The sequence below is a fragment of the Sulfolobus islandicus Y.N.15.51 genome (assembly GCF_000022485.1).
GTDB classification, from domain to species: domain Archaea; phylum Thermoproteota; class Thermoprotei_A; order Sulfolobales; family Sulfolobaceae; genus Saccharolobus; species Saccharolobus islandicus.
Window position 1 is genome coordinate 132,362 of the sequence record NC_012623.1, and the last position, 20,212, is coordinate 152,573.

Annotated in this window: 18 protein-coding genes; 5 read left to right on the forward strand and 13 right to left on the reverse strand. The window is 36.1% G+C overall.

From position 1 onward, the window contains the following. Nucleotides 1-70 precede the first annotated feature (70 nt). From YN1551_RS00745 to treH2, 4 genes are all read right to left on the reverse strand, one after another. Nucleotides 71-1,420: an ATP-binding protein gene (locus tag YN1551_RS00745; protein ID WP_012716979.1), complete on the reverse strand. Its 1,350-nt coding sequence runs from the start codon at nucleotides 1,418-1,420 to the stop codon at nucleotides 71-73. Between the two features lie 2 nt (nucleotides 1,421-1,422). Further along, nucleotides 1,423-1,923: a hypothetical protein gene (locus tag YN1551_RS00750; protein ID WP_012716980.1), complete on the reverse strand. Its 501-nt coding sequence runs from the start codon at nucleotides 1,921-1,923 to the stop codon at nucleotides 1,423-1,425. Nucleotides 1,924-2,241: 318 nt separating this feature from the next. Beyond that, complete coding sequence (locus YN1551_RS00755; RefSeq protein WP_012716981.1) at nucleotides 2,242-2,775, reverse strand: hypothetical protein; 534 nt, start codon at nucleotides 2,773-2,775, stop codon at nucleotides 2,242-2,244. Then, entirely contained in the window at nucleotides 2,775-4,529 is a 1,755-nt protein-coding gene (gene treH2 / locus YN1551_RS00760) for an alpha,alpha-trehalase TreH2 (RefSeq protein ID WP_012716982.1), read from the reverse strand. The genes YN1551_RS00755 and treH2 overlap by 1 nt, the downstream gene beginning before the upstream one ends. A 322-nt stretch (nucleotides 4,530-4,851) precedes the next feature. Here treH2 and YN1551_RS00765 point away from each other — a divergent pair, with 322 nt between their 5' ends. Next, nucleotides 4,852-6,249: a glycosyltransferase family 4 protein gene (locus YN1551_RS00765; protein ID WP_012716983.1), complete on the forward strand. Its 1,398-nt coding sequence runs from the start codon at nucleotides 4,852-4,854 to the stop codon at nucleotides 6,247-6,249. A gap of 2 nt (nucleotides 6,250-6,251) precedes the next feature. On the opposite strand, the gene porB is transcribed toward YN1551_RS00765, so the two are convergent. The 5 genes from porB to YN1551_RS00790 form a co-directional block, all read right to left on the reverse strand. Then, complete coding sequence (gene porB, locus YN1551_RS00770) at nucleotides 6,252-7,151, reverse strand: pyruvate synthase subunit PorB (protein WP_012714530.1); 900 nt, start codon at nucleotides 7,149-7,151, stop codon at nucleotides 6,252-6,254. Next, a complete protein-coding gene (locus tag YN1551_RS00775) occupies nucleotides 7,120-8,322 on the reverse strand; it encodes a transketolase C-terminal domain-containing protein (protein WP_012716984.1) in 1,203 nt (400 codons plus the stop codon). The genes porB and YN1551_RS00775 overlap by 32 nt, the downstream gene beginning before the upstream one ends. Continuing rightward, nucleotides 8,319-8,582: a 4Fe-4S binding protein gene (locus YN1551_RS00780; protein WP_012716985.1), complete on the reverse strand. Its 264-nt coding sequence runs from the start codon at nucleotides 8,580-8,582 to the stop codon at nucleotides 8,319-8,321. The genes YN1551_RS00775 and YN1551_RS00780 overlap by 4 nt, the downstream gene beginning before the upstream one ends. Further along, nucleotides 8,569-9,123 carry a 2-oxoacid:acceptor oxidoreductase family protein gene (locus YN1551_RS00785; protein ID WP_012716986.1) on the reverse strand — a complete coding sequence of 185 codons (555 nt, stop codon included), beginning with the start codon at nucleotides 9,121-9,123 and terminating at the stop codon, nucleotides 8,569-8,571. Before YN1551_RS00785 ends, YN1551_RS00780 begins: the two co-directional genes overlap by 14 nt. 63 nt (nucleotides 9,124-9,186) lie before the next feature. Further along, a complete protein-coding gene (locus YN1551_RS00790; protein ID WP_012716987.1) occupies nucleotides 9,187-10,383 on the reverse strand; it encodes a 4Fe-4S dicluster domain-containing protein in 1,197 nt (398 codons plus the stop codon). 66 nt (nucleotides 10,384-10,449) lie between these two features. On the opposite strand from YN1551_RS00790, the gene YN1551_RS00795 reads away from it, so the two are divergent. Continuing rightward, entirely contained in the window at nucleotides 10,450-10,698 is a 249-nt protein-coding gene (locus YN1551_RS00795; protein ID WP_012712476.1) for a hypothetical protein, read from the forward strand. Here the strand turns inward: YN1551_RS00795 and YN1551_RS00800 are convergent. The 4 genes from YN1551_RS00800 to YN1551_RS00815 are packed head-to-tail and all read right to left on the reverse strand — an operon-like array spanning nucleotide 10,682 to nucleotide 15,781. Then, nucleotides 10,682-12,970 (reverse strand): xanthine dehydrogenase family protein molybdopterin-binding subunit, encoded by a 2,289-nt coding sequence (locus YN1551_RS00800; protein WP_012716988.1) that lies wholly within the window; start codon nucleotides 12,968-12,970, stop codon nucleotides 10,682-10,684. The two genes, YN1551_RS00795 and YN1551_RS00800, sit on opposite strands and share 17 nt — an antisense overlap. Next, nucleotides 12,967-14,163 (reverse strand): acyl-CoA dehydrogenase family protein, encoded by a 1,197-nt coding sequence (locus YN1551_RS00805; protein WP_012716989.1) that lies wholly within the window; start codon nucleotides 14,161-14,163, stop codon nucleotides 12,967-12,969. Before YN1551_RS00805 ends, YN1551_RS00800 begins: the two co-directional genes overlap by 4 nt. A gap of 24 nt (nucleotides 14,164-14,187) precedes the next feature. Then, on the reverse strand, nucleotides 14,188-15,051 hold the full coding sequence (locus YN1551_RS00810; RefSeq protein ID WP_012716779.1) for an electron transfer flavoprotein subunit alpha/FixB family protein: 864 nt from the start codon (nucleotides 15,049-15,051) through the stop codon (nucleotides 14,188-14,190). A 1-nt stretch (nucleotide 15,052) separates the two neighbouring features. After that, nucleotides 15,053-15,781 (reverse strand): electron transfer flavoprotein subunit beta/FixA family protein, encoded by a 729-nt coding sequence (locus YN1551_RS00815; RefSeq protein WP_012714522.1) that lies wholly within the window; start codon nucleotides 15,779-15,781, stop codon nucleotides 15,053-15,055. A gap of 96 nt (nucleotides 15,782-15,877) precedes the next feature. Between YN1551_RS00815 and YN1551_RS00820 the strand changes: the two genes are divergently transcribed. The 3 genes from YN1551_RS00820 (at nucleotide 15,878) to YN1551_RS00830 (ending at nucleotide 20,208) form a co-directional block, all read left to right on the forward strand. Continuing rightward, nucleotides 15,878-17,761: a 4Fe-4S binding protein gene (locus YN1551_RS00820; protein ID WP_012716990.1), complete on the forward strand. Its 1,884-nt coding sequence runs from the start codon at nucleotides 15,878-15,880 to the stop codon at nucleotides 17,759-17,761. 83 nt (nucleotides 17,762-17,844) lie between these two features. Continuing rightward, nucleotides 17,845-18,822 carry an NAD(P)/FAD-dependent oxidoreductase gene (locus YN1551_RS00825; RefSeq protein ID WP_012716777.1) on the forward strand — a complete coding sequence of 326 codons (978 nt, stop codon included), beginning with the start codon at nucleotides 17,845-17,847 and terminating at the stop codon, nucleotides 18,820-18,822. Between the two features lie 30 nt (nucleotides 18,823-18,852). Continuing rightward, nucleotides 18,853-20,208: a coiled-coil domain-containing protein gene (locus YN1551_RS00830; protein ID WP_012716776.1), complete on the forward strand. Its 1,356-nt coding sequence runs from the start codon at nucleotides 18,853-18,855 to the stop codon at nucleotides 20,206-20,208. Nucleotides 20,209-20,212: the final 4 nt, after the last annotated feature.

Here is a 20,212-nt window from a genome sequence, read left to right on the forward strand (position 1 = left end):
ATTATTTATAAATTTTTGTATAATTCTGAAGTAACCCACAAAGCACTTATCATACTAAATTCCTCTTACTCTAAAGGGCGAGGCTTTCTGTCTCATTCCTTGTAAACGTTTGATATTGATCAAAAAGGATCTTTATTCTCTCTTCTAACAGAAATATGTCACCATTTAATATTTTTACAACTTCTAGTGTAGGAATATTTAGGGCATATATGTCATTAATATTAATATTGATATTAGTTATTATGAATCTACCCCTAACCTTATATATTTTCTTCTCATGTTCAACTTCCTCAACTTTACTTAACAATTTCAATTCCTCCTCATTATGTAATCTTCCGTCATTTGAGAATACTACATCTCCTAAGAATACTTGATTATCCGCAATGAAGAACAAACCCACTACTAGACTCTTTCCGTCAATTTCTATTCTCTTTCCTCTTGGATGAACGTAGCTTATCCCAAACTCTTTACTTATATTACTTAGTAAATCCCTAACCTTCTTTTCAAATTCCTTAGCATCATCTTCCGGATTCCTCAAGCTAGTGTATTTCCTTAATTCGTTTCTAATACACTCCACGTCATTTTTCTCGCAAACTTTTTCAACTTTATCCATTTCATTTCGTATAAATTGTAATATTGAACTCACATTGGTTATCTCCTTACTACTCCACAATGTAATAATTATGGGTAAAATATTCTCTCCTAGATCCTTACAATACGCCTCAACAATTTCCTTTATGTCCTCAGTTGTTAAGGCGTCATCAAGGTGAATTCTGCTCTCCTCAATCCTCCTTCTTATTGCTAGGTCAGAAATCTTGCTGTAAGCTTCAGTAGGCATTGCCATAACTATTGGTATCTCGAGCCCTGCATTGATTAGTCTGTGTATTAGGCTTAAGTGATAGTCCCTTATTTCATCAACTAGTAAGACTGGCTTACCCAAATTCTTCATATCTCTTAACGCATTTATCATTCCATCAAAATTCCTTTCGTAGTTAAAACAGTAAACCCTCAAAAAGAGATTGTTGTATTTATTACAAATCTTCAATAACCAATCCTCAAATTTAACTCCAGTTATTTTTTTCCAAAACGAATATCCAAGCTTCCCCTTTACCTTTTGTAATTCGGGTAGAACCTTTTCCCTCAATTCGAACTGATTAATCTTGGTCCAAAATTCCTCATCTATACTTTGCTTATTAGCTAAGTCTAGATAAATCGTTAAGTTATTACTTTTCGTTATTTCCTCTATTTTCTTAAGCAATGTAGTCTTTCCCATTCCTGGCTGTCCAACTACTGATGCTACTTCGTTATTTCTTACCACATCCAATGCCTTTTCCAGGTACTTCCTATAAGTTGGACCTACTAATATGACACTTTTAGATGACCAGGTGGTTACAGTTACTCTAGGTATTTCACAAACCATGTTTATCTCCTTCTTTTAATTATTCCGTAAGTCACGCCCTTTCTCGTAAATCCCTCATCTCCTCCTGCTATCAAATCATAATTTTCCTCTATGTATTTTCTAAATTTCGAGTAGAATTCTTCCTTAGAAAGTCCGAGTTCTATCCTTATTCTCTCTAAAGGCGCATATCCTAAAGAATCCTTTATCCTATCATAAGCTTCATCAAAATCCTTATATGAAAAACTCTTTGATTCTATTAATTTCTGTAATAGATCTAGCACTCTGTGAATCTCATCCCTTAATATTTTCAACTCCTCTGCTATGTTTAAACTATCTATTGGCTCAAAACTAACTTTACCCTTATTTTCAACTCTTCTTATTTTTTTCTCCTTCTCTAATTCCTCAAGTACTTTTGCGATGCTTTCGTCCTTAAATTTTCTCTTAATCTTAGATATTGAAACGGGTTTCTGTGAATTTTTATACTCATTCAGTATAAGAGTAAAAACGTCATCCTTACTGATCATGGTAATGGGTTTAGTTCCAAAAGGTTCATAAGGCTTACAGCCCTTAATACTAGCTTTAAACGCTTAAAAAGATATAAGCAAAAAGTGGTCATAATTTCCTTCCATCCTTTTCCCCAATCCTTCACCTTTAGGCTCTAACGGATGAAGAATATAGTGTATGTTCTTCTCGACGTCTTAAATTACGTATGTATTCAAACCAAAACCTTAATACCATCAGCTAAAGGCTTTTGAGAAAAAATTACTGGTTTAGCCAGTGATTCAGAGAGGTCTCTGAAGAATAAAAATTTTGTATTCTCATTATAATCTTATCTTCTACCATTATCCCAAAAGATATTTTCTTACAAATATTTTTATGTCCTTAACTTTTCTTAGAGATTTTAAATTTGCTACAATACTATCAACTTTTGTACTATCCTTTTTTCCTATATTTATACTTTCAGCTTCACTTATACCTAATTGACTTAAATAGTATAGTCTATCCTTTTTTAGGATCAGACCCCTTTTTGATAGGCTATGTAAACGAGAATCTATTCTAGGACTATATATAAAGTGTCTTTTATTCCATTTAATTGAAAAAATTGGATTTTGTACATTATAATGTCTAGATAAATAATCGTAGAGTAAAAATGAAAGCACGAAAAGCCTAGTCTTGTCAACTCCTTCACCATATTTGTATATTGTAAATAGTGTTAGCGAATCGACTGTCATGTGATAAATCACCTCTTGTTCTCGGCACAACTTTTCTACGTTACTTTCAGCTACCGACTTCAAAATATAATAAAGGGAAGTCCAAGATCCATAAATTTCAATCTCATCTAAAGCCTCCTTCAAAAGTTGTTGTAATCTATTCATTAAACTAGCCTCTCCTCTAGTTCTACTATGGCCATTACTAATCCTGCATGGGGAAACGCTTGAGGAAAGTTCCCTCTGGGTTCACAAGTATTTTGATCTAGGTGTTCAGCAAGTAATAATGATGATGTGGAACAGCTTATTAGTTTCTCAATTACTTTTTTCGCCTTGCCTATTTCTCCTAATCTAATATAAACCCTGGTTAGCCATGTCGATACTAAGGTAAAAGGATGCTTCGCACTCCCCATAAAGTCATCCTTATATCTTAATAAAAAACCATCTGAAATCATTAAATCTTTCTCGATTTTTTCATGTGTCTTTAAAAATCTAGGATCTTTAGCATCTATAAAGTCGTATAATGGTAAGGTAAGCAATGCAGAATCCACTGAATCACTTCCGTAATACCTCGTAAAGTAACCAAGTTTTTCTGAGTATCCATTATCAAGAACGTCCTTTCTAATTTCTTCAGCGATACTAATCCACTCCTCAGCCTCGTTCTTATATCCTAATTCCTTTGCGAGTTTACTAGCCCTATCAAGTGCTACCCAATTCATAACTTTAGTATGTGTGAAATGTTCCTCTACCCCTCTTTGCTCCCATAAATCAGTACTTTTCCATTTCCAACTCTTCTTGGTCCATTCAGCTATTGCCTCTATAGCCCACCATATTTCGTTAACATATTTCGAATCTTTACTGGTATTGTAATATTCATATAGTGCATTCATATAGGCACCTTCAACGTCCATTTGTATTTGCATATAAGCTGCATTTCCAACTCTAACTGGAAACGATTTCTTATGGCCCTCGAGCCAATCCAGAATTTCCTCTGCAGGTGGTGCAGTTCCATCTATTGTGTAAAGCGGATGATCAAAACTCTTAGATGATGGATCTACCATTGCAGTTAGAAAGCTTATTATATCCCTAGCCTTTACTAGCAATCCTGCCTTTATTAATGCTTCAGCTGAATATGACGCATCTCTAATCCAAACATATCTATAATCCCAATTTCTTGACCCACCAATTATCTCTGGAAGAGAAGTAGTTGGAGCTGCTATAATTCCTCCAGACGGTTCATAAATTAAGCCAAGAAGTACCAGTAATGACCTATAATACGCGTCCCTATATATGTTAACCTTTTTAGCGTTCTCTAACCTTCCTTTCCAATATTTTATAGCCTTGTTTAAGGCTTCATATGGTTCGGAATAGACAAAGCCCTTATTACTGAATAGACCATATCGTAAATCCTTGGAGTAAAGTAAGTATATATAACCTTTACCTTTCTTCAACGTGAACTCAGTATTATCAAGGGGTATATATTCACCTCCTATCAGTATTTCTATACCTTCTTTAGATTTAGGATTTCTAAATATTAAGCCCCTTCTAGCTTTAATTATAGCTGGTGTTACAAGGCCATATTCAAAAAATGGCTTTATATCTACTTTTAAATCTATTTCACTCTCATATATTCGTATAATTCCCGATAATGATAAGGGTAAGAAGTCTAATATTTCAGCCTTACCTTTCTCACTTTTGAATGCAGTCCTTAAAATCAATGTATTTTCAACATAATCCTCATGGATTATGTCGTATTTTTCATCTGCAGGCCTTATACTGAAATATCCTCCTCTTTCTTCATCCAAAATTCTTGTGAAAATTGATGAAGAATCAAATTTAGGTAATGGTAACCATTCAACACTACCGTTTTTTATTAAAGCTGACGTAATGCCATTGGAAAGAAATTCGTAGTATCTTATCACGCGAATAGTAGAGAGTTTGTCCTAAAAAATTTTAGTCTTAAGTGTTATACTTGCTCAAGTTATAAAGGGCAAGGTAAAATTGGGTAATGATAACGTGTGAACTAATAACTTATGGGTTGACTTATGCTGACCTTAACCTTTAAAGTCTGAGGAAGTATAATAGTTGAATATCTAATGGTAAAACATCAGCAAATTTTCATTCGCTAATAACAATAGATGCTTTATTTTATCCCTATTAAAATGATGGGCACAGAACTGACTTTTCCCCACCACCCTAAAGGGTTTCGGTTTTAATATTTTTAAGGTTCTCTCAATAAGGCTGATGAACACAATAGATATAAATTTGTATATTGATTTGCCCTTATTTCAAGATAAACATAAATGGATAAATATGGAAAGGAATAGTATGTTTAGCGTTGCTATTAATACTCAAACACCACCAATAAGATTTACATTAACATACAGAGATTTATTGGAAAAGTATGGCTATCTGGAGCCTCCAATAGATCTTGGTTTATTAAGTAATGAGGATTATCACACTTCAGTTGGTGGAGTTGCGAAAATGATGTTGAGTCTCATAAACGCTAATGCCTTCTCGAAATCTAGATGGGTCTCATTAGGACCGGGTTACCCTCCATCGGTAAAAATGACTAGTACTGAAGTTCATTTCGTAGATCTAGAAGCTAAATCTTTAGCGAATTATACTAGATTTAAAGAGGGTCTATATAATGAAGCTCACGGACTAGGTAAATATGAACTTGTAGGAGAAGAGTATATAGCTTATGCAAATTATAATTGGCTTTCAGCTCAGAAATTATTGGAATTTTATAAAGACACAGATATCTATTTTATAAATGACTTTCAACAGTTATTGGTAGGGGGAATAATTGGACCTTCTGCTCCGGCGGTTTTATGGTATCATATACCCTTTGTTCCAGAGAATTTAAGCAAAAAATTAAGGGAATTTCTGATTAAAGCATTTGAGAGTTTCGATCTAGTGATCTTAAGCACAAAAAGGGATCTGGAAGGTCTAATAAGAACTGGAGCTAAAGTCAAAGTTAAACAAATTTACCCATTCATAGACCCTTCAGATTATAAGACAGTTGGAAAGAAGGAGATTCAATACGTCGAGGATAAGTATGGATTTAAGGGTGATGATAAGGTAGTTTTAGTTGTTGCGAGAATGGATCCAATGAAAAGTCAAGACTTGGCGATATCCGCAATAAAGAATGTTGACGCTAAATTAGTATTAGCTGGGGATGGTAGTTTTACCAGTAGGACTCTGGGGCATGATAAGGGAAGTATGTGGGTAAGTAGGTTAAAGGAATTAGCGAGGAGCTTAGGAGTACAGAATAAGGTCGTATTTACCGGCTATGTGCCAGATGATGAATTATTTGCACTTTATCAAAGGGCTAACGTGGTTCTTTTACCTTCTAGGATAGAGGGATTTGGGCTAGCAGTATGTGAAGGTTGGGTTTACGGAAAACCAGCAGTCGTAAGTAGTGGTACTGGGGTTAGTGAACTAATTATAGAGGGAGGAAATGGTTTCGTATTTAAATCCGGAAATGTTGAAGAATTGGCTGAAAAACTAAAGTTAGCACTAAAGGATGAGAAGGTTGGATCACTAGGACGAGAAACCGTTAAGAGGTGCTCAGTGAACAATGCTGTAAATGAACTGAGGGAAGCATTTGACCTAGCGTCTGAAGAGTATAAGAAATAACGTTACTGATTATCGAGCATGGATTTTAACTTCTCCCACACGTTATCTATATATTGCTCTAAAATCTTTATTTGATCCTCTGTCAATCTCTTGAATCTTCCTTGAACACTCAGAAAGTCTCTTATAGGTCTTCTAGTTCTTCTGTCAAGACAATGTAAACTTTCTGAACTAATGCTTAATTTTCCATTATAGTATTCAAAGAGTGGCCAATAGCAAGTCTGTACTGCCAATTTTGCCACTTCAGCAGTTTTTGAAGGATCAAATAACCAACCGTAAGGATCAGGAGTTAGGACGTGAATATATTTGAAACCTTCGACTTGCTTGGCTTTATTTAACTTCTCTATATAATCATGTGGATATCCTACAGATGCAGTAGCCACATAAGGTACGTTATGCGCTATCATTAATAATGGCAAGTTTTTCTTATTTTCCTTTTTTCCCTCTGGAGTTGTAGTAGTAATTGCTCCAAAGGGAGTTGAGCCACTTCTCTGCCCTCCACTATTCATATAGGCCTCGTTATCCACAGTAAGGTAGAGTATATTATCATTTCTCTCAGCAGCTCCGCTTAATGATGCAAATCCTATATCAGCACTTCCTCCATCTCCAGCCCAAACCACTACAGTGACATTCTTACCTCTTTGTTTATACGCTCTAGCCAAACCAGCAGCCGTAGCTGGACCAGCCGCAAAGGCAACGTTCACAGTAGGGAAGTTGTAAGCATTATAAGGCGCATTTCCTTGTATTACTGAGGAACATCCCGCAACTACTACTAGAACCATATCTTTACCTAGTCCCATTCCTAGCATTCTCATTGCCATATTCTCTGGGCAGCCGGGACAAGCTGAAGTCCCGGATAAGATACCATTATGCTTATTCAATATCTCTCGGAGTCCTAAACTCAATCTTCCCCACCTCCTTTGGATAATACCAAATTACATCATCCTTTAAACCTTCTACAAACTTGTTAAATATATACAATAGCTCGCTCTTGTTAACTGTAACACCTCCCAACCCACTCACTACACCTTTTACCTGTGGTACAATGTCCGATATTGTGGACTTTACTTCAACGTAAAGTGGTCCTCCACCCCTACCAAAACTCGTACTTCTATCTAACACTAGAACAGCCCTTTTATCCTTCAACGCATTTCTTATCTCCTTCTCACTCCAAGGTCTAAGATACCTTATTCTTAACATGCCTATTTTTATCCCCTTCTCCCTTAATGTATCTACAGCCTCCATGGCATCTCCTGCCCAAGCTCCCATTAAAACTATTGCGTAATCCGCATCTTCTAGTTTATACGACACATTTAGTGTGGAGTAATCTCCTAATGGATTAATTTTCTTATTATATTCTCTTCCTATTTCTTTTATTATATTCTCTGAATTTCTAAGTGCTAAATCTATTGATTCCCTTAGTCTCATATAGCCCTCCGGAGGGAATATGTTACCCATACCTATTGGGTCCTCTGTATCTATCACATATGGCTGTCTCCTTGGAGGTAAGAATTCGTCTACTTGATCTTGATCGGGTATTAGTACATTAGTCTTAGTATGCGAAAGGATGAATCCATCCATACCGACCATCATTGGTAAGAATACTCTCTCATCCTCTGAAATCCTAAACGCTTGTAAAGTTAGATCTAATGCTTCTTGCGGATTGGATGCAAAAGCCATTATCCATCCACTATCCCTCTCACTTGTAAAGTCGGTATGCTCATTCCAAATGTTCCAAGGAGCTCCTACTGCTCTAGTACCTACAACCATTACTACTGGTACTCTACTCCCAGCCACCCACCAAATCATTTCGTGCATGTAAAGCAGGCCTTGCGATGCGGTAGCAGTAAAAGCCCTAACACCACCTAAAGCAGCACCGAACGTTGCAGCCATTGCCGAGTGCTCACTTTCAACTCTCACTATTTCGGTTTCAATTTCACCTTTAGCTCTCATCTCAGCTAATTTCTCAATTATCGTAGTTTGTGGCGTTATTGGGTATATTCCTGTAACTCCTACTCTCGCTAGTTTCACACCTAACGCAACAGCTTCATTTCCAGAAATAATCTTTCTAATCATTGCTCATTCACCATACTTATAGCCTTAACTGGGCATACATTGGCACAAACTCCACAGCCTTTGCAATACTCATAATCCACTCTTACCTTACCATTGCTAGGGACTATTGTGGATTCTGGGCAAAACATAAAACACACTTTACAGCCTATGCACTTGTTATAATCAACAACAGGTTTTACTATTCTCCATGCTCCAGTTCTTCCTCCAGCACCCTTATTGGGTCTAGTTACAGGAAAGTATTGATATTCAAGCAGTGACATACTCAACACCAACTTGTTCATAGGCCAATCTTGTACCTTTTATGTTGAGTTCAGCTATTTTGCCTCCAAATTCCTCTTCTATTGCTTGCTCAAGTGAAGATAATTTAGGTATTCCCATTACCCTTATTAACGCTCCTAAGATGATTACGTTCACCATCGGCCACCCTGACTTTACTAGGCCTAGATCTGTTGCAATTTTAGTTGCATTAACGTGAAAAGTTCTCCAGTTAAGATCCGGTTTGGAAGGTGAATTTAATATTATCGTCGAAGTATCTTTTAGTCCTCTGAACAAATTCCTAGATATTTGGAGAAGGGAATTATCTATTACGACCAAGTAATCTGGTTCTTCTACTGGGGAAGTAACCCTAATCGGGTTCTCGGATATTCTACAATATGCCTCTATTTCTGCACCTCTCCTTTCCGCTCCATAAATGGGAAAAGAAGAAGTGTAAAGGTTTTCATATCCAGCTGCTTCAGCTAATAGTTGAGAAGCCGTTACAACACCTTGTCCACCTCTACCGTGGAATCTTATTTCGAGCAATAAATAACCACCTATTAGAACTGTATACTCTTCATCGTTTAAAAAACTAACTATAAAAAATGTTTAAACTTTAGGTAAGCCGTAATATATAACTTTTTCATAAAATTCTTTCCTATGTTCGGTTTCAGAAACAATATTCATAATTTCAACTATAATGATAATTTCAGGAATTATGATTGAAATTAATGATATGAGAATCGAAACAATGTTGAGGCTCGTTCTAACTTTAGACCTCATGTGATTAGAGATTATTTCTATAGCTAATATTATCACTAATGGAATAATAGTTATTGGATCGTGGGTTAAAAAGTATGCAATTGGTAGAGACATTGTAAAGATACTCCCTACGAATGAAACTGGAGTATCAGCCTTATACCACGACGGCCTACTTTTCAACATATAGATTATAATACTTGAGATAACTCCAGCGGTTAGAAATACTAACGCGGGATAGTAAAATACGGGTTTCACTATACTTAAGATATAGAATAGTATCGATAAGGATGAAAATAATACTTCTCTGCTTAACCAAGATGTCTTCAAGTTGTAAATAACTCTGTAAAACCTATCAGTTCTCCTAGCGTGATTTACTGATAAGAGTAAAGAAGCTACTAGTAAGATAACGCTTACAATACTCCAGAATGGCAATTTAAAGAGAGAATAACCCAACGCGAATTCACTCCCAATTGTAAAAGCTAATAGTCCCAAGTAATTCTCCTCCTTTTTAGTATGTAAAACATTTGCTTTAAGGCTCTCCTTTATTTCTGGTTGTTTTATTACTATCCTTGGTTTAGTTATCTCCGAGGGAGGAAGATAATCTACTTCTGCCTCTCCTTTCTCTATCCAACCAAATGCTAATGCCCCTGTAGGACAAGCTTCGACACAGTATGGTATGCCCTTTCCCTCTGCTAAACGAGCATAACAAAAGTTGCATTTAGTCATGATTCCTTCATTATTGAACTTTAAAGCCTCATATGGACAAGCCCACGTACAGAATCCACATCCTATACATTTATCATCTCTTATTCTGACTATTCCCATTTCGTTCTTCTCTATTGCATTAGCGGGGCATACTTGCATACACGTTGGATTATCGCAATGATTACAAGCAATTGAGAGCGCTGTTTTACTCTCACCATATGGCATCACGATTAAGCTTCTCCAGTTAAGGTTACCATAAGCTTTATTGCAAGCATCAACGCAAGCGTTACAGATTATGCACTTATTATGGTCAAATATGAATCCTAATTTCCTTTCCATATGTTAATATCTCGTAAAATAGGTTAATAACATTAGCTTTATATCGATATAAATTGATTAAATTTTATGGAAACACCATTTTACAAATACGCATTAATGAGGAATTTCATAAGAGAGATGATAGAACATGACTCCATTAGTGATTTTGTAAAGGAAAAATTGACTAGTGATCTAGAAATGAAGAATAGATTTTGTAATGAAGATGAGGATACTTTAAAACAGTTGATCAGCGAGGTTATTGAATACGTTACTTTGGGTAAAGGGAAGGGAAAAGAAGAGGAAATTTTGAATGCGATAACTAGCTCATGTCGTTAATTAGCTGTAATACATACTCTGGAGTTATTGGTATTTCAATCCTATTGATTGGTTTCTTTAGTATGTCCTCTAAGGCATTAATGATAGCAGCTGGAGGTACAGTAGCTCCTCCTTCCGCAACACCTTTAGTGCCTAGTGGTGTAAAAGGTGAAGGGCTAATCATATGTTGGATCTCGAATTTAGGTACCTCTTCTGCCGATGGAATCCAATAGTCTGCAAAAGAAGTTTGCCTTGGAATCCCATTTTCATCATATTCAACTTTCTCTAAGAGCGATGCTCCTATCCCCATTGTAGTACCTCCCATTAGTTGTCCATCCACTATCATTGGGTTTATCATAGTTCCGCAATCGCTCAATACTACGTACTTAAGTATTTTTATAAATCCAGTATCCTTATCAACCTTAATTACTACACCATGTGCGTTAACACCATAGGTCGTGGAGAAATTCACTCTTCTCTTATCATCAGCTACGTTTACATTATATGAATTGATGGTAACCGAAACGTCTAATCCTATTTCGTCTCCTATTAAGTACGATCTGTTATATATTATGTTAACTGCTTCCTTAATAGAGAACGACTTGTTACTTATTTTTACTATTCCATTATCTATTTTTACCTCGTCTTTTTCAACGTTGAACATTTTAGCTAAGTACTGTCTCATTTTTTCCTTTAATTTTAGGGCAGCGGTGTAAACAGCTGAAATACCGACTACAGAGAATCTGCTACCATAAAATCCTGTCCCTGGGGGACCTGCAGTATCGCCTAATACGACTTTCACGTCATCAATCGGAATACCTAGAACATCAGCAACTACTTGGGATATACTAGTTTCATGCCCTGTACCCATAGTATTAGTTGAGAGAAACACCGTAACGTCGCCTCCGCTATCTATCCTCATATACACACCCTCATAGTAAGGTGTCCTAGGTTTATTGACAACTAGCGTTTGGAAAGCTAATGAAGATCCGGGTTCCAATGCCAATGCTATCCCAATTCCTGTGTACTTATCCTTGTCCTTTACCTCCAGTTGACTAACAAGTTTCTTTAATGCCTCTCTGTAATTTCCACTATCATATACTGCACCCGTTATGTGTTCATAAGGAAGTTTATCAATGAAATTTTTCATTCTTAATTCCATTTCATCAATTTTACTTACTTTAGAAACGCTTTTCACGAGGTTTTCCAATACTAGAACTGCTGGTGGAATTCCTAGTCCCCTATATGCCCCCGTTGGTGGTTTATTCGTAACTACTCCGGATACTCTGAACTTAAGGTATTTCATTTTATATGGACCAACCAATTGATATATTTGTCTGAGAATTGGTAAGGGTTGGTAAGTGTGCAAGTATGCCCCAAAGTCCTCTACTAAGTCAATTATTGCTCCTAATAGTTCATCCCCCTTATATAAAATCTTTGCAGTGTAATGTCTATCTGGTCCATGAATTGCAGAAATTATATGTTCATATCGAGTCTCTATATACTTTACCGGCCTTCCAGTTATTATTGAGGCTAATGCTGTCATGGCTATGGGTTTTAGAAAGATCTTTCCGCCAAACCCTCCTCCAGAGTCTGGGACAATTATCCTGACCTTAGATCTAGGAATATTGAAGATAATGCTCAATGCCGTCTTAAAGACTTGTGGAACTTGTGTATTTGCATATATTGTTAAGTTTCCGCTAATCTTATCAAATTCAGCTATTACCCCATTGGTTTCAAGAGGAGCCGGTAGGATCCTATTATATCTAAACTTTTTTTCTATGTAATTGTAATCCTTTGGCTCCTCTCCATATTCGAAAATATCGCTATACACAATGTTGGAGCCTAGTTCTTTGTGTAAAGTAGGTGAGTTAGGACCTATTGCCTTAAACGGATCAGTTATCGGCTCTCTAGGCTCATAATCCACATCAATTAGTTCCAATGCATCATAAGCCTCATATCTATCCCTACCTAATACTAATCCTATTGGTTCTCCAAAATACTTTGCCTCATCTTTAGCTAAAATATACTCCTTTGGTACTCTCTTAGGATCAGGGACGAAAAAATTGGGCAATGGCGAAAATTCCTTTGTATCTTCAAACGTTATTACGCTGAAACCTCTTTCCTCAACTCTTTTGGGATCAATCTTGAATTTAGTCCAAGCGTAATTCGACCTCAATACTGCCATGTATAGCATGTTAGGAAAGTAAATGTCGTCAATGTATCTACCTTTTCCAGTCAAAAATCGTAAATCTTCAACTCTCTTAACTGGACTACCAATATACAAGGTCACACCTTATAACCAATGAATTTATTGTAAAGAAATCTTGCTGCACTAATCCTTTGAATATCGTTTGTCCCTTCATATGTTTTCATTATTTGTAGATCCCTTAGCATTCTCTCCAATCCGGTAGAGGTAGTAACGCCATAACCACCGTAGACACTCATAGCCCTTAATATAATTCTCTCAGCAGATTCGGTGGATATGAATTTCGCCAACGATGCTGCTACTGTGTATTCATTTTCTTTACCATTCTTGAACAATGTCCCGGCCCAATAGGTTATTAGTCTTGCCACTTCCAAATCCGCTAACGATTCAGAAACTTTGGTTTGAACTAATTGAAATTCCGCTAGTTTCTTTTCGAATGCAGTTCTTTGAAGTGAATAATTTATCATTTTCTCTAATGCAGCTTGTCCAATTCCTAAGGCTTGTGAAGCTACTATGGTTCTAGCGAAATCAAAAGAACTTACCGCATATTTAAATCCATTGCCTTCCTCTCCTAGTAGATTTTCGGCGGGTGTTTTCACATCCTCAAGTAAAATTTCAGCAGTATGTGAGGACTTTAATCCAGTAGTTTCGATTCTACTTACTGGTTTCACTGCGTCTTTCTCCACAACAAGCATTGATATGCCTTTCCATCTGGCCTTAGGATCTGGAGGTGATGTTCTAGCTGCAATTAAGTAATAATCAGCAATATCACCATTAGTTATGAAAATCTTTCTTCCATTTATCACATATTCACTATCTAATTTCTTTGCTGTTGTCTTTATACCAGCTACATCTGATCCAGCCACAGGCTCAGTAACAGCAAATGCAGCTACTTTATCGCCATTAGCTACTGGTGTGACATATTTTTTCCTTAATTCTTCGTTTCCAAACCTAGATAACGCATAAATAAACATCCAATTTATTAATAAAAATGTGCTAAATGAGGGCCAAATTCTAGCCATCTCCTCTGTTGCTGTAAGCAATGATAAATAATCCGCTCCTTGTCCCCCTAAATCTTGTCTAGCAAATAAGCCATATAGGCCTATTTCCTTAGCCTTTTGTTTAACCTCTAAAGGAATATCTAATTCTTTTTCACCTATTTCAACATACTTTGCCAATATATTTTCAGCAAAATCCCTAACTGCACTTCTTAATAATTCATGATCTTGCGTTATTTCTACTTTAAAATCCTCCAAGGACTTAAAAGGAAATACCATAAAATAAAATCGTTTTTATCATTATTATTTTTTCCCTAGCTTACTCAACATAACTTTACAGAAATCGATTGCGTTGCCTACAACAAAGTAATCCGCGTTTTCAAGTATTGGTGCATTCTTATCAGTATTAACAGCAACTATAATTTTCGAATCCCTTATACCAGCTATATGTTGAGGCTGACCAGATATTCCCAAGGCTATATATAATTTGGGCCTAATTCTTAAACCGGATAAACCTATTTGCCTATCTTCTGAAACCCAATTGAGCTCAGCAGCTACCGGTCTGCTTCCACCAACTGCTCCACCTAACGCTTTTGCCAATTCTTCTGCGTATTTTACGTTTTCCTTAGATCCAATCCCTCTTCCTACGCCAACTACAATATCTGCAGTAGCTAAATTAACTCCAGAGGAAGTTGATTTCTTACCGGCAATTTTAACCCTACCCTCTTTCAATTGAACCTTCTCTACACTAGGCTGAAGTTCCTTAGGTTGTAATTGCGTATTTGCAATAGTTATAACAATTGGTAACTCGCTCTCTAGAGTAACCAACCCCATTCCACTATAGGCTACCCTATTTAACGTGATTTTCTTATCTTCAACCTTTAGTGAGACTACATCAGTAACTATAGGTAACTTTAACCTCCCCGCTACTCTTCCAGCTATTGCCCTATCCCTTCTCACATTTCCAGTTAGTATTACATCTGGAGAGAGTGAAGATATTAGATCTACAATACCATCTTCATCCATTTTATCAATAATGTATAGTTTGTTTACGAACTTAACGTTCTCGTTGTCGGATATTCCTATTACTTCTCCTCCGAAGCTTTGAGCTACAGCTGCTGCCATTTTTAAGAATACTGGACTTTCCGAAAACACTACAGCTTTCATACTAGATCACCCCATCAGACTTTAAATATTCAATTAATTTATCAACCGCCTTATTTATGTCACTTTCCTCAATAACTATTCTCTTTCGATTCACGATCATTGGTTTAATTTCCCTTATTCTAACCTTAGATTGTGCATCAAATTTGACTTCCTTAACTGGCTTCTTAGAGGATTCCATTATTTGCTTAACGCTTGGGATTCTAGGAGTATTTATTTCACCACCAACACTCACAACTAAAGGTAGACTTGATTCAACAGTCTCAATATAGCTTACCATTCCCCTATCCGCTGTAACCTTATTTCCCTCGATCTTAAGTGATTTTACGTTAGAAATGTAAGGAAGGCCAAGAAGTTCAGAAACGTAAGCGGGTAAGGCTGAAGTTCCACTATCAGTTGTCATTTCCGAAAATAATATTATATCTGGATTTAGCGTCTTCACATTTTCAGCTATCGCCATAGCAGTAACGTAGACGTCTGGATCTTTAACTAAGATAGCTATTACTTCATCAACTCCCATAGCTAAGGCTTCCCTAATGCTTTTCCTATCGTTACTACCTACTGTAATACCCGTAACCTTACCTCCAAACTTCTCCTTTAACCTTATGGCTTCTTCAATAGCGTTCTTATCATAAGAACTTACCTTTAACGGGGCATCAGTATTTAGCTTGTCCCCCACAACCTTAACCATTTGATCATCTGGAACTATCTTAAAACCAACAATAATATTCATATTTTATTCTCGGATTGACTATTTATAAAACTAGTCACAATTTCTAATATTTTAAGCAAAACTTTTTAGTGTTAAAAAGAAATATTAAGCGAGATTATGATCTTGCTTCCAATAATAATTACTGTTACTATGCTTCTGGCCATGTTTTACGTAATTTACGAAGTGGAAAGGTGGAGATCAACAAGGAGAGTATTATTAGCACTATACGTTGAAGGAATGATGCTAACAATGAATATAGGAGGTTATCTTTATCTAATTAGCAACAATCCGTTCTACTTTTTGATAGCTAACTCCGCATATATGATTTTCGGATTATATCCATTACTTAACGTGAAGGAAGTTAAAATGAGACAATTTGTATACAGCTTATTTGCGTTACTTATGGTAATTTCTGAAATAGCAATGGGAGCGTTAATTTACACTTTGGAAACCTCAATTCCAGCTAACATAGATACGTCTATTGGGAACATATACTTCGTGAGTGTAATGATGGTGGAAATGGCGTTTACGCTAATATTGTCCTTTAAAAATATTGATAAAACATTGAGGAACTATCTAATTGGTTTATTACTCTTAATGCCTTGGTTTCCCCAAGTGTTTCCTTTAATAAGTTTACCAATATGGCTCTCTGCCATCATAATGATTGGGAATACGATACTAATTTACGATTCTCTGTATAAGCAGAGATTAAGGGCTTCACAAGAGACCTTTACAACGATCGAATTAACATCTATTTTCACATTGATGATGATAGGGGAGTTCTTATTCTTCCTCTATGACACCTTAATAGTTTTTGACATATCTATGATAATAGGAATGGCGTGGTTCGTTTATAGGGCATTGGCTGGACCAAACCCGAGAAAAGGGAATTACACTAGAAATCCTTTATTGGCGTTCACAATAATCTTCCTCACATTCATTATGGAATTCTTCATGGGAGGGGTATTGGATTTCGTTGAAGGAATCTTTTCGCCCAGAATTTCTGGATTTATAAATAGTCTAACATTACCGTGGCAACCCTTGACAAATCCAATAAATGTGTTGTGGGATTTCATAGACTTAGTTGGATCAGTTCTGGGTTCCATGTGGTTTTTAATAATGATGGGAATAGAGATGGGATTCTTAGCGTTTAAGAAAATGTTAGAAATGAGAGTTAAGGAAGTAAGGGTTAGGATGAGTTTAATGATCCTAGCTTATGCGTTATACACTATTTACATCCCAATGTTTAGCCCACTTTCAGATCGTCTACCCTACATACCCTATATGTGGTCAATGGGGATAGGAACGCTAGGAGGATTTTCAAATTCCGTACTCTTAGGTCTTATAGGAACTTACGTGGTTTACGCAATTCTCTCTTTCTTATTCGGCTCGAGAAATTTGTGTTCTGTAAGTTGTACTGCACCCTTAATGTATCAAGGTACCTTTTATGATTCACTTAAGGTTTACAATAGAACCTCAAAAGTAGGGAGGAAGTTGATGACGTCCAGAAGTCCGAATTGGGTTAAAGGGATAACGCTTGGTGTTTCAATATTAGTACTAATAGCCGCAGTCATATCATATCTTAATTCATTGGGCATAATTAGTTTTACGCTATTTGGCACTGATATTACTTTTCTAATGTATTTTATGTGGTTTGATATAATTTGGTATCTCTTATTCATTTCTATACCATTCCTAGGTACATTCGCGTGTGTTACCACTGGATATTGCTATTGGGGAGTATTTAATCAAGCCATTAGTAGTATAGGTTTATTTAGATTGAAGGTAAAGGATCCGATGTTATGCGTTAACTGTAAGACAGTGGATTGTGCCTTTGCTTGTCCAGTTGGAATTACAGATATGAGGGGATGGTTTATAAAGAAAGGGGAGTTTAAGTCATTTAAGTGCGTTGGAATAGGCGAATGTGTTAATGCTTGTCCATATGATAACATTTATTTCTACGATGTAAGGCAATGGATAAAGGAAAGGTTTAAACACTAAGAACATTTTTTATTCACATTTAACTTTTTTACAGATGATCGAAAGATAACTTTTTATTATATAAAGTATAAAAGAGATATAGTATGCCGTTAAAGACATTTGATACAATAATAGTTGGGGCAGGAATTGCTGGATTAAGTGCTGCATTATATTCTTCTAGACAAAAACTATCAACGTTAGTACTATCAAAAGATCTTGGTGGGCAATTAACGTTAACAGATTTAATAGAGAACTATCCCGGAATAGAGTCAACTGGAGGATTAAGTCTGGCACAAAAGATTGAGAAACAAGCTAAGAAGTTCGGCGCGGAATTCATTTATGGAGAAGAGGTTAAGGAGATAGCGCAAGAGTCTGACGTATTCATAATAAAGGGAATTAAAGGTGAATACGCTGGAAGAGCTATAATTTTAGCGTTTGGTAAAACGCCTAGGGAAATTAACGTCCCTGGAGAGCAAGAGTTTAAAGGAAAAGGAGTATCATACTGTGCAATATGTGATGCGGCATTCTTCAAGGGTAAGCCAGCAGCCGTAGTAGGCGAAGGCGAGCCTGGGATAGAGGCTATAGAGTTGTTGTCTAATTACGCAAATCCAGCATATTATATTACCTCATCGTCTTATCTGGCGGGTGAGGAGGAGATCGTGAAGAACGTGTTGAATAAGCCTAACGTTAAAATATTTACGTCCTCAAAAGTTTTAGAAATAAGAGGGAACAGTAAGGTTGAGGAGATTATGATAAAGAAGGGAGATGAGATAATATCGTTGAGGGTTGATGGTGTTATAATTGAAATGGGTTATGTTCTGAAAACTGAGTTCCTAAAAGGCTTTGTTGAGTTAAATGAGAAAGGCGAGATAGTTGTCGATGAATTAGGAAGAACAAGTAGAGAGGGAGTATTTGCAGCGGGGGATGTTACTCAAACGCCGTATAAGCAAGCCGTTGTAGCTGCCGCTGAGGGAGTTAAGGCTGCATTATCAGCCTATAATTATATTAGAAGTAAGAAGGGTCTCCCACCAGTTAACGTAGATTGGAAAGCTGAAAAGAAGAAGGTTAGCTTCAGGCTCTAGCTTTTTATCTTTCTCTTTTTATTATTATTGATGCAAACGTATTTTGTTCCTTTAGCTGTAGATCAAAATTATAATGAGATAAATTTTCATAAACAAATTGCAATCTCCTTATTGAATTTGGATTTAGAGAGGAAGGAGAAAATAGTAAGAGCGTCAATAATAGGATGGCCCTTACTAATAAAAAAGACCGACCAAGGGTTTTTAGTTTTAGATCAGACTTTAAAAACTTCCTCAAGAATACTAAAGTATCTCTACCCTCCATTCAATGATATGGCTTCACAATTTTCTTCAATAAATGATTATACAACATTTGTATCTAATTTGAAGAAGATAAATTTAGAGCGAGTAAGCTCCAGTGAGATAACGCTAGTAGGTTTATTAAATTTTGAGATTGATAGGTTACTTAGAGTTGCAAAGAACACCTCAAACGTAAATCATCAATTATTTCTGCTAGATTCCAAAATCAGTGACCATGACGTGAAGGTAATTAACGATACTTTGATTAACTTAAAGGCTGAGGCTTTATCCACAATAACGTCGCTGGAAAACCTATTAAAAGAAGTTGATGATGCTAGATTAAGGATAAAAAAGGATTATGTCAGTAAACTAGATGAGATTAATAAAAAATATAATGAGTTAATTGAAAACAAGAAAAAGGAGATTAATAACGAGATTCAGAAAGTCTACAGTGAGATATATAATGAAACGAATAACGAGATTAACTCCCGAGTCTCAAGACTTGCTGATACGACAACTAGGCATGTTATTACAAGTTTAAAGTACGAAGGGGGAATTGTAGGAAAGGACGAATTTGAAAACTCTAAGAACGAATTTGAAAGTCTGTTAAATGAACTAAGACAAGTAAGGGATTCGATTGCTGGGAAATATTTGGAAGAGGTTAAAAATTTAAGAAAGGAACTTGACTCCTTATATTCCAATAAGAATTCTGAGATCGAGAATATAAATAAATCGATTAGAGATTTGGATAGTCTTACTAACGACTTTAAGAATAAGGCTAATAAGATTAAAGAAGATATTGAGAACTTCATCAAGTATATAGAATCGTTCTATAATACTAAGCTAGATCTAACTGAGGATACTACTTTAATCGTGCCATTCCTTATAGCTAAAACAAATACAGGAAACACATTGGTAGTGGAACCTCAATTATACAAGGGAAAGGCTAAGGGTATTCTGGGAAAGGTTTTCAAGAAGTCCGACCTATCTGAGACTTTATTGAATCTCCAAATCTTTACGGAATACTTAAAAACTATTGATATTATTGATAACGTTAAGATGCACTCCATACAAGTGAACAGCGCATTTAAGGAAATTAAGGATGAAGGGTGGAAGAGTATTGATTCCCTAGAAGAACTTTACGACTGAAAGC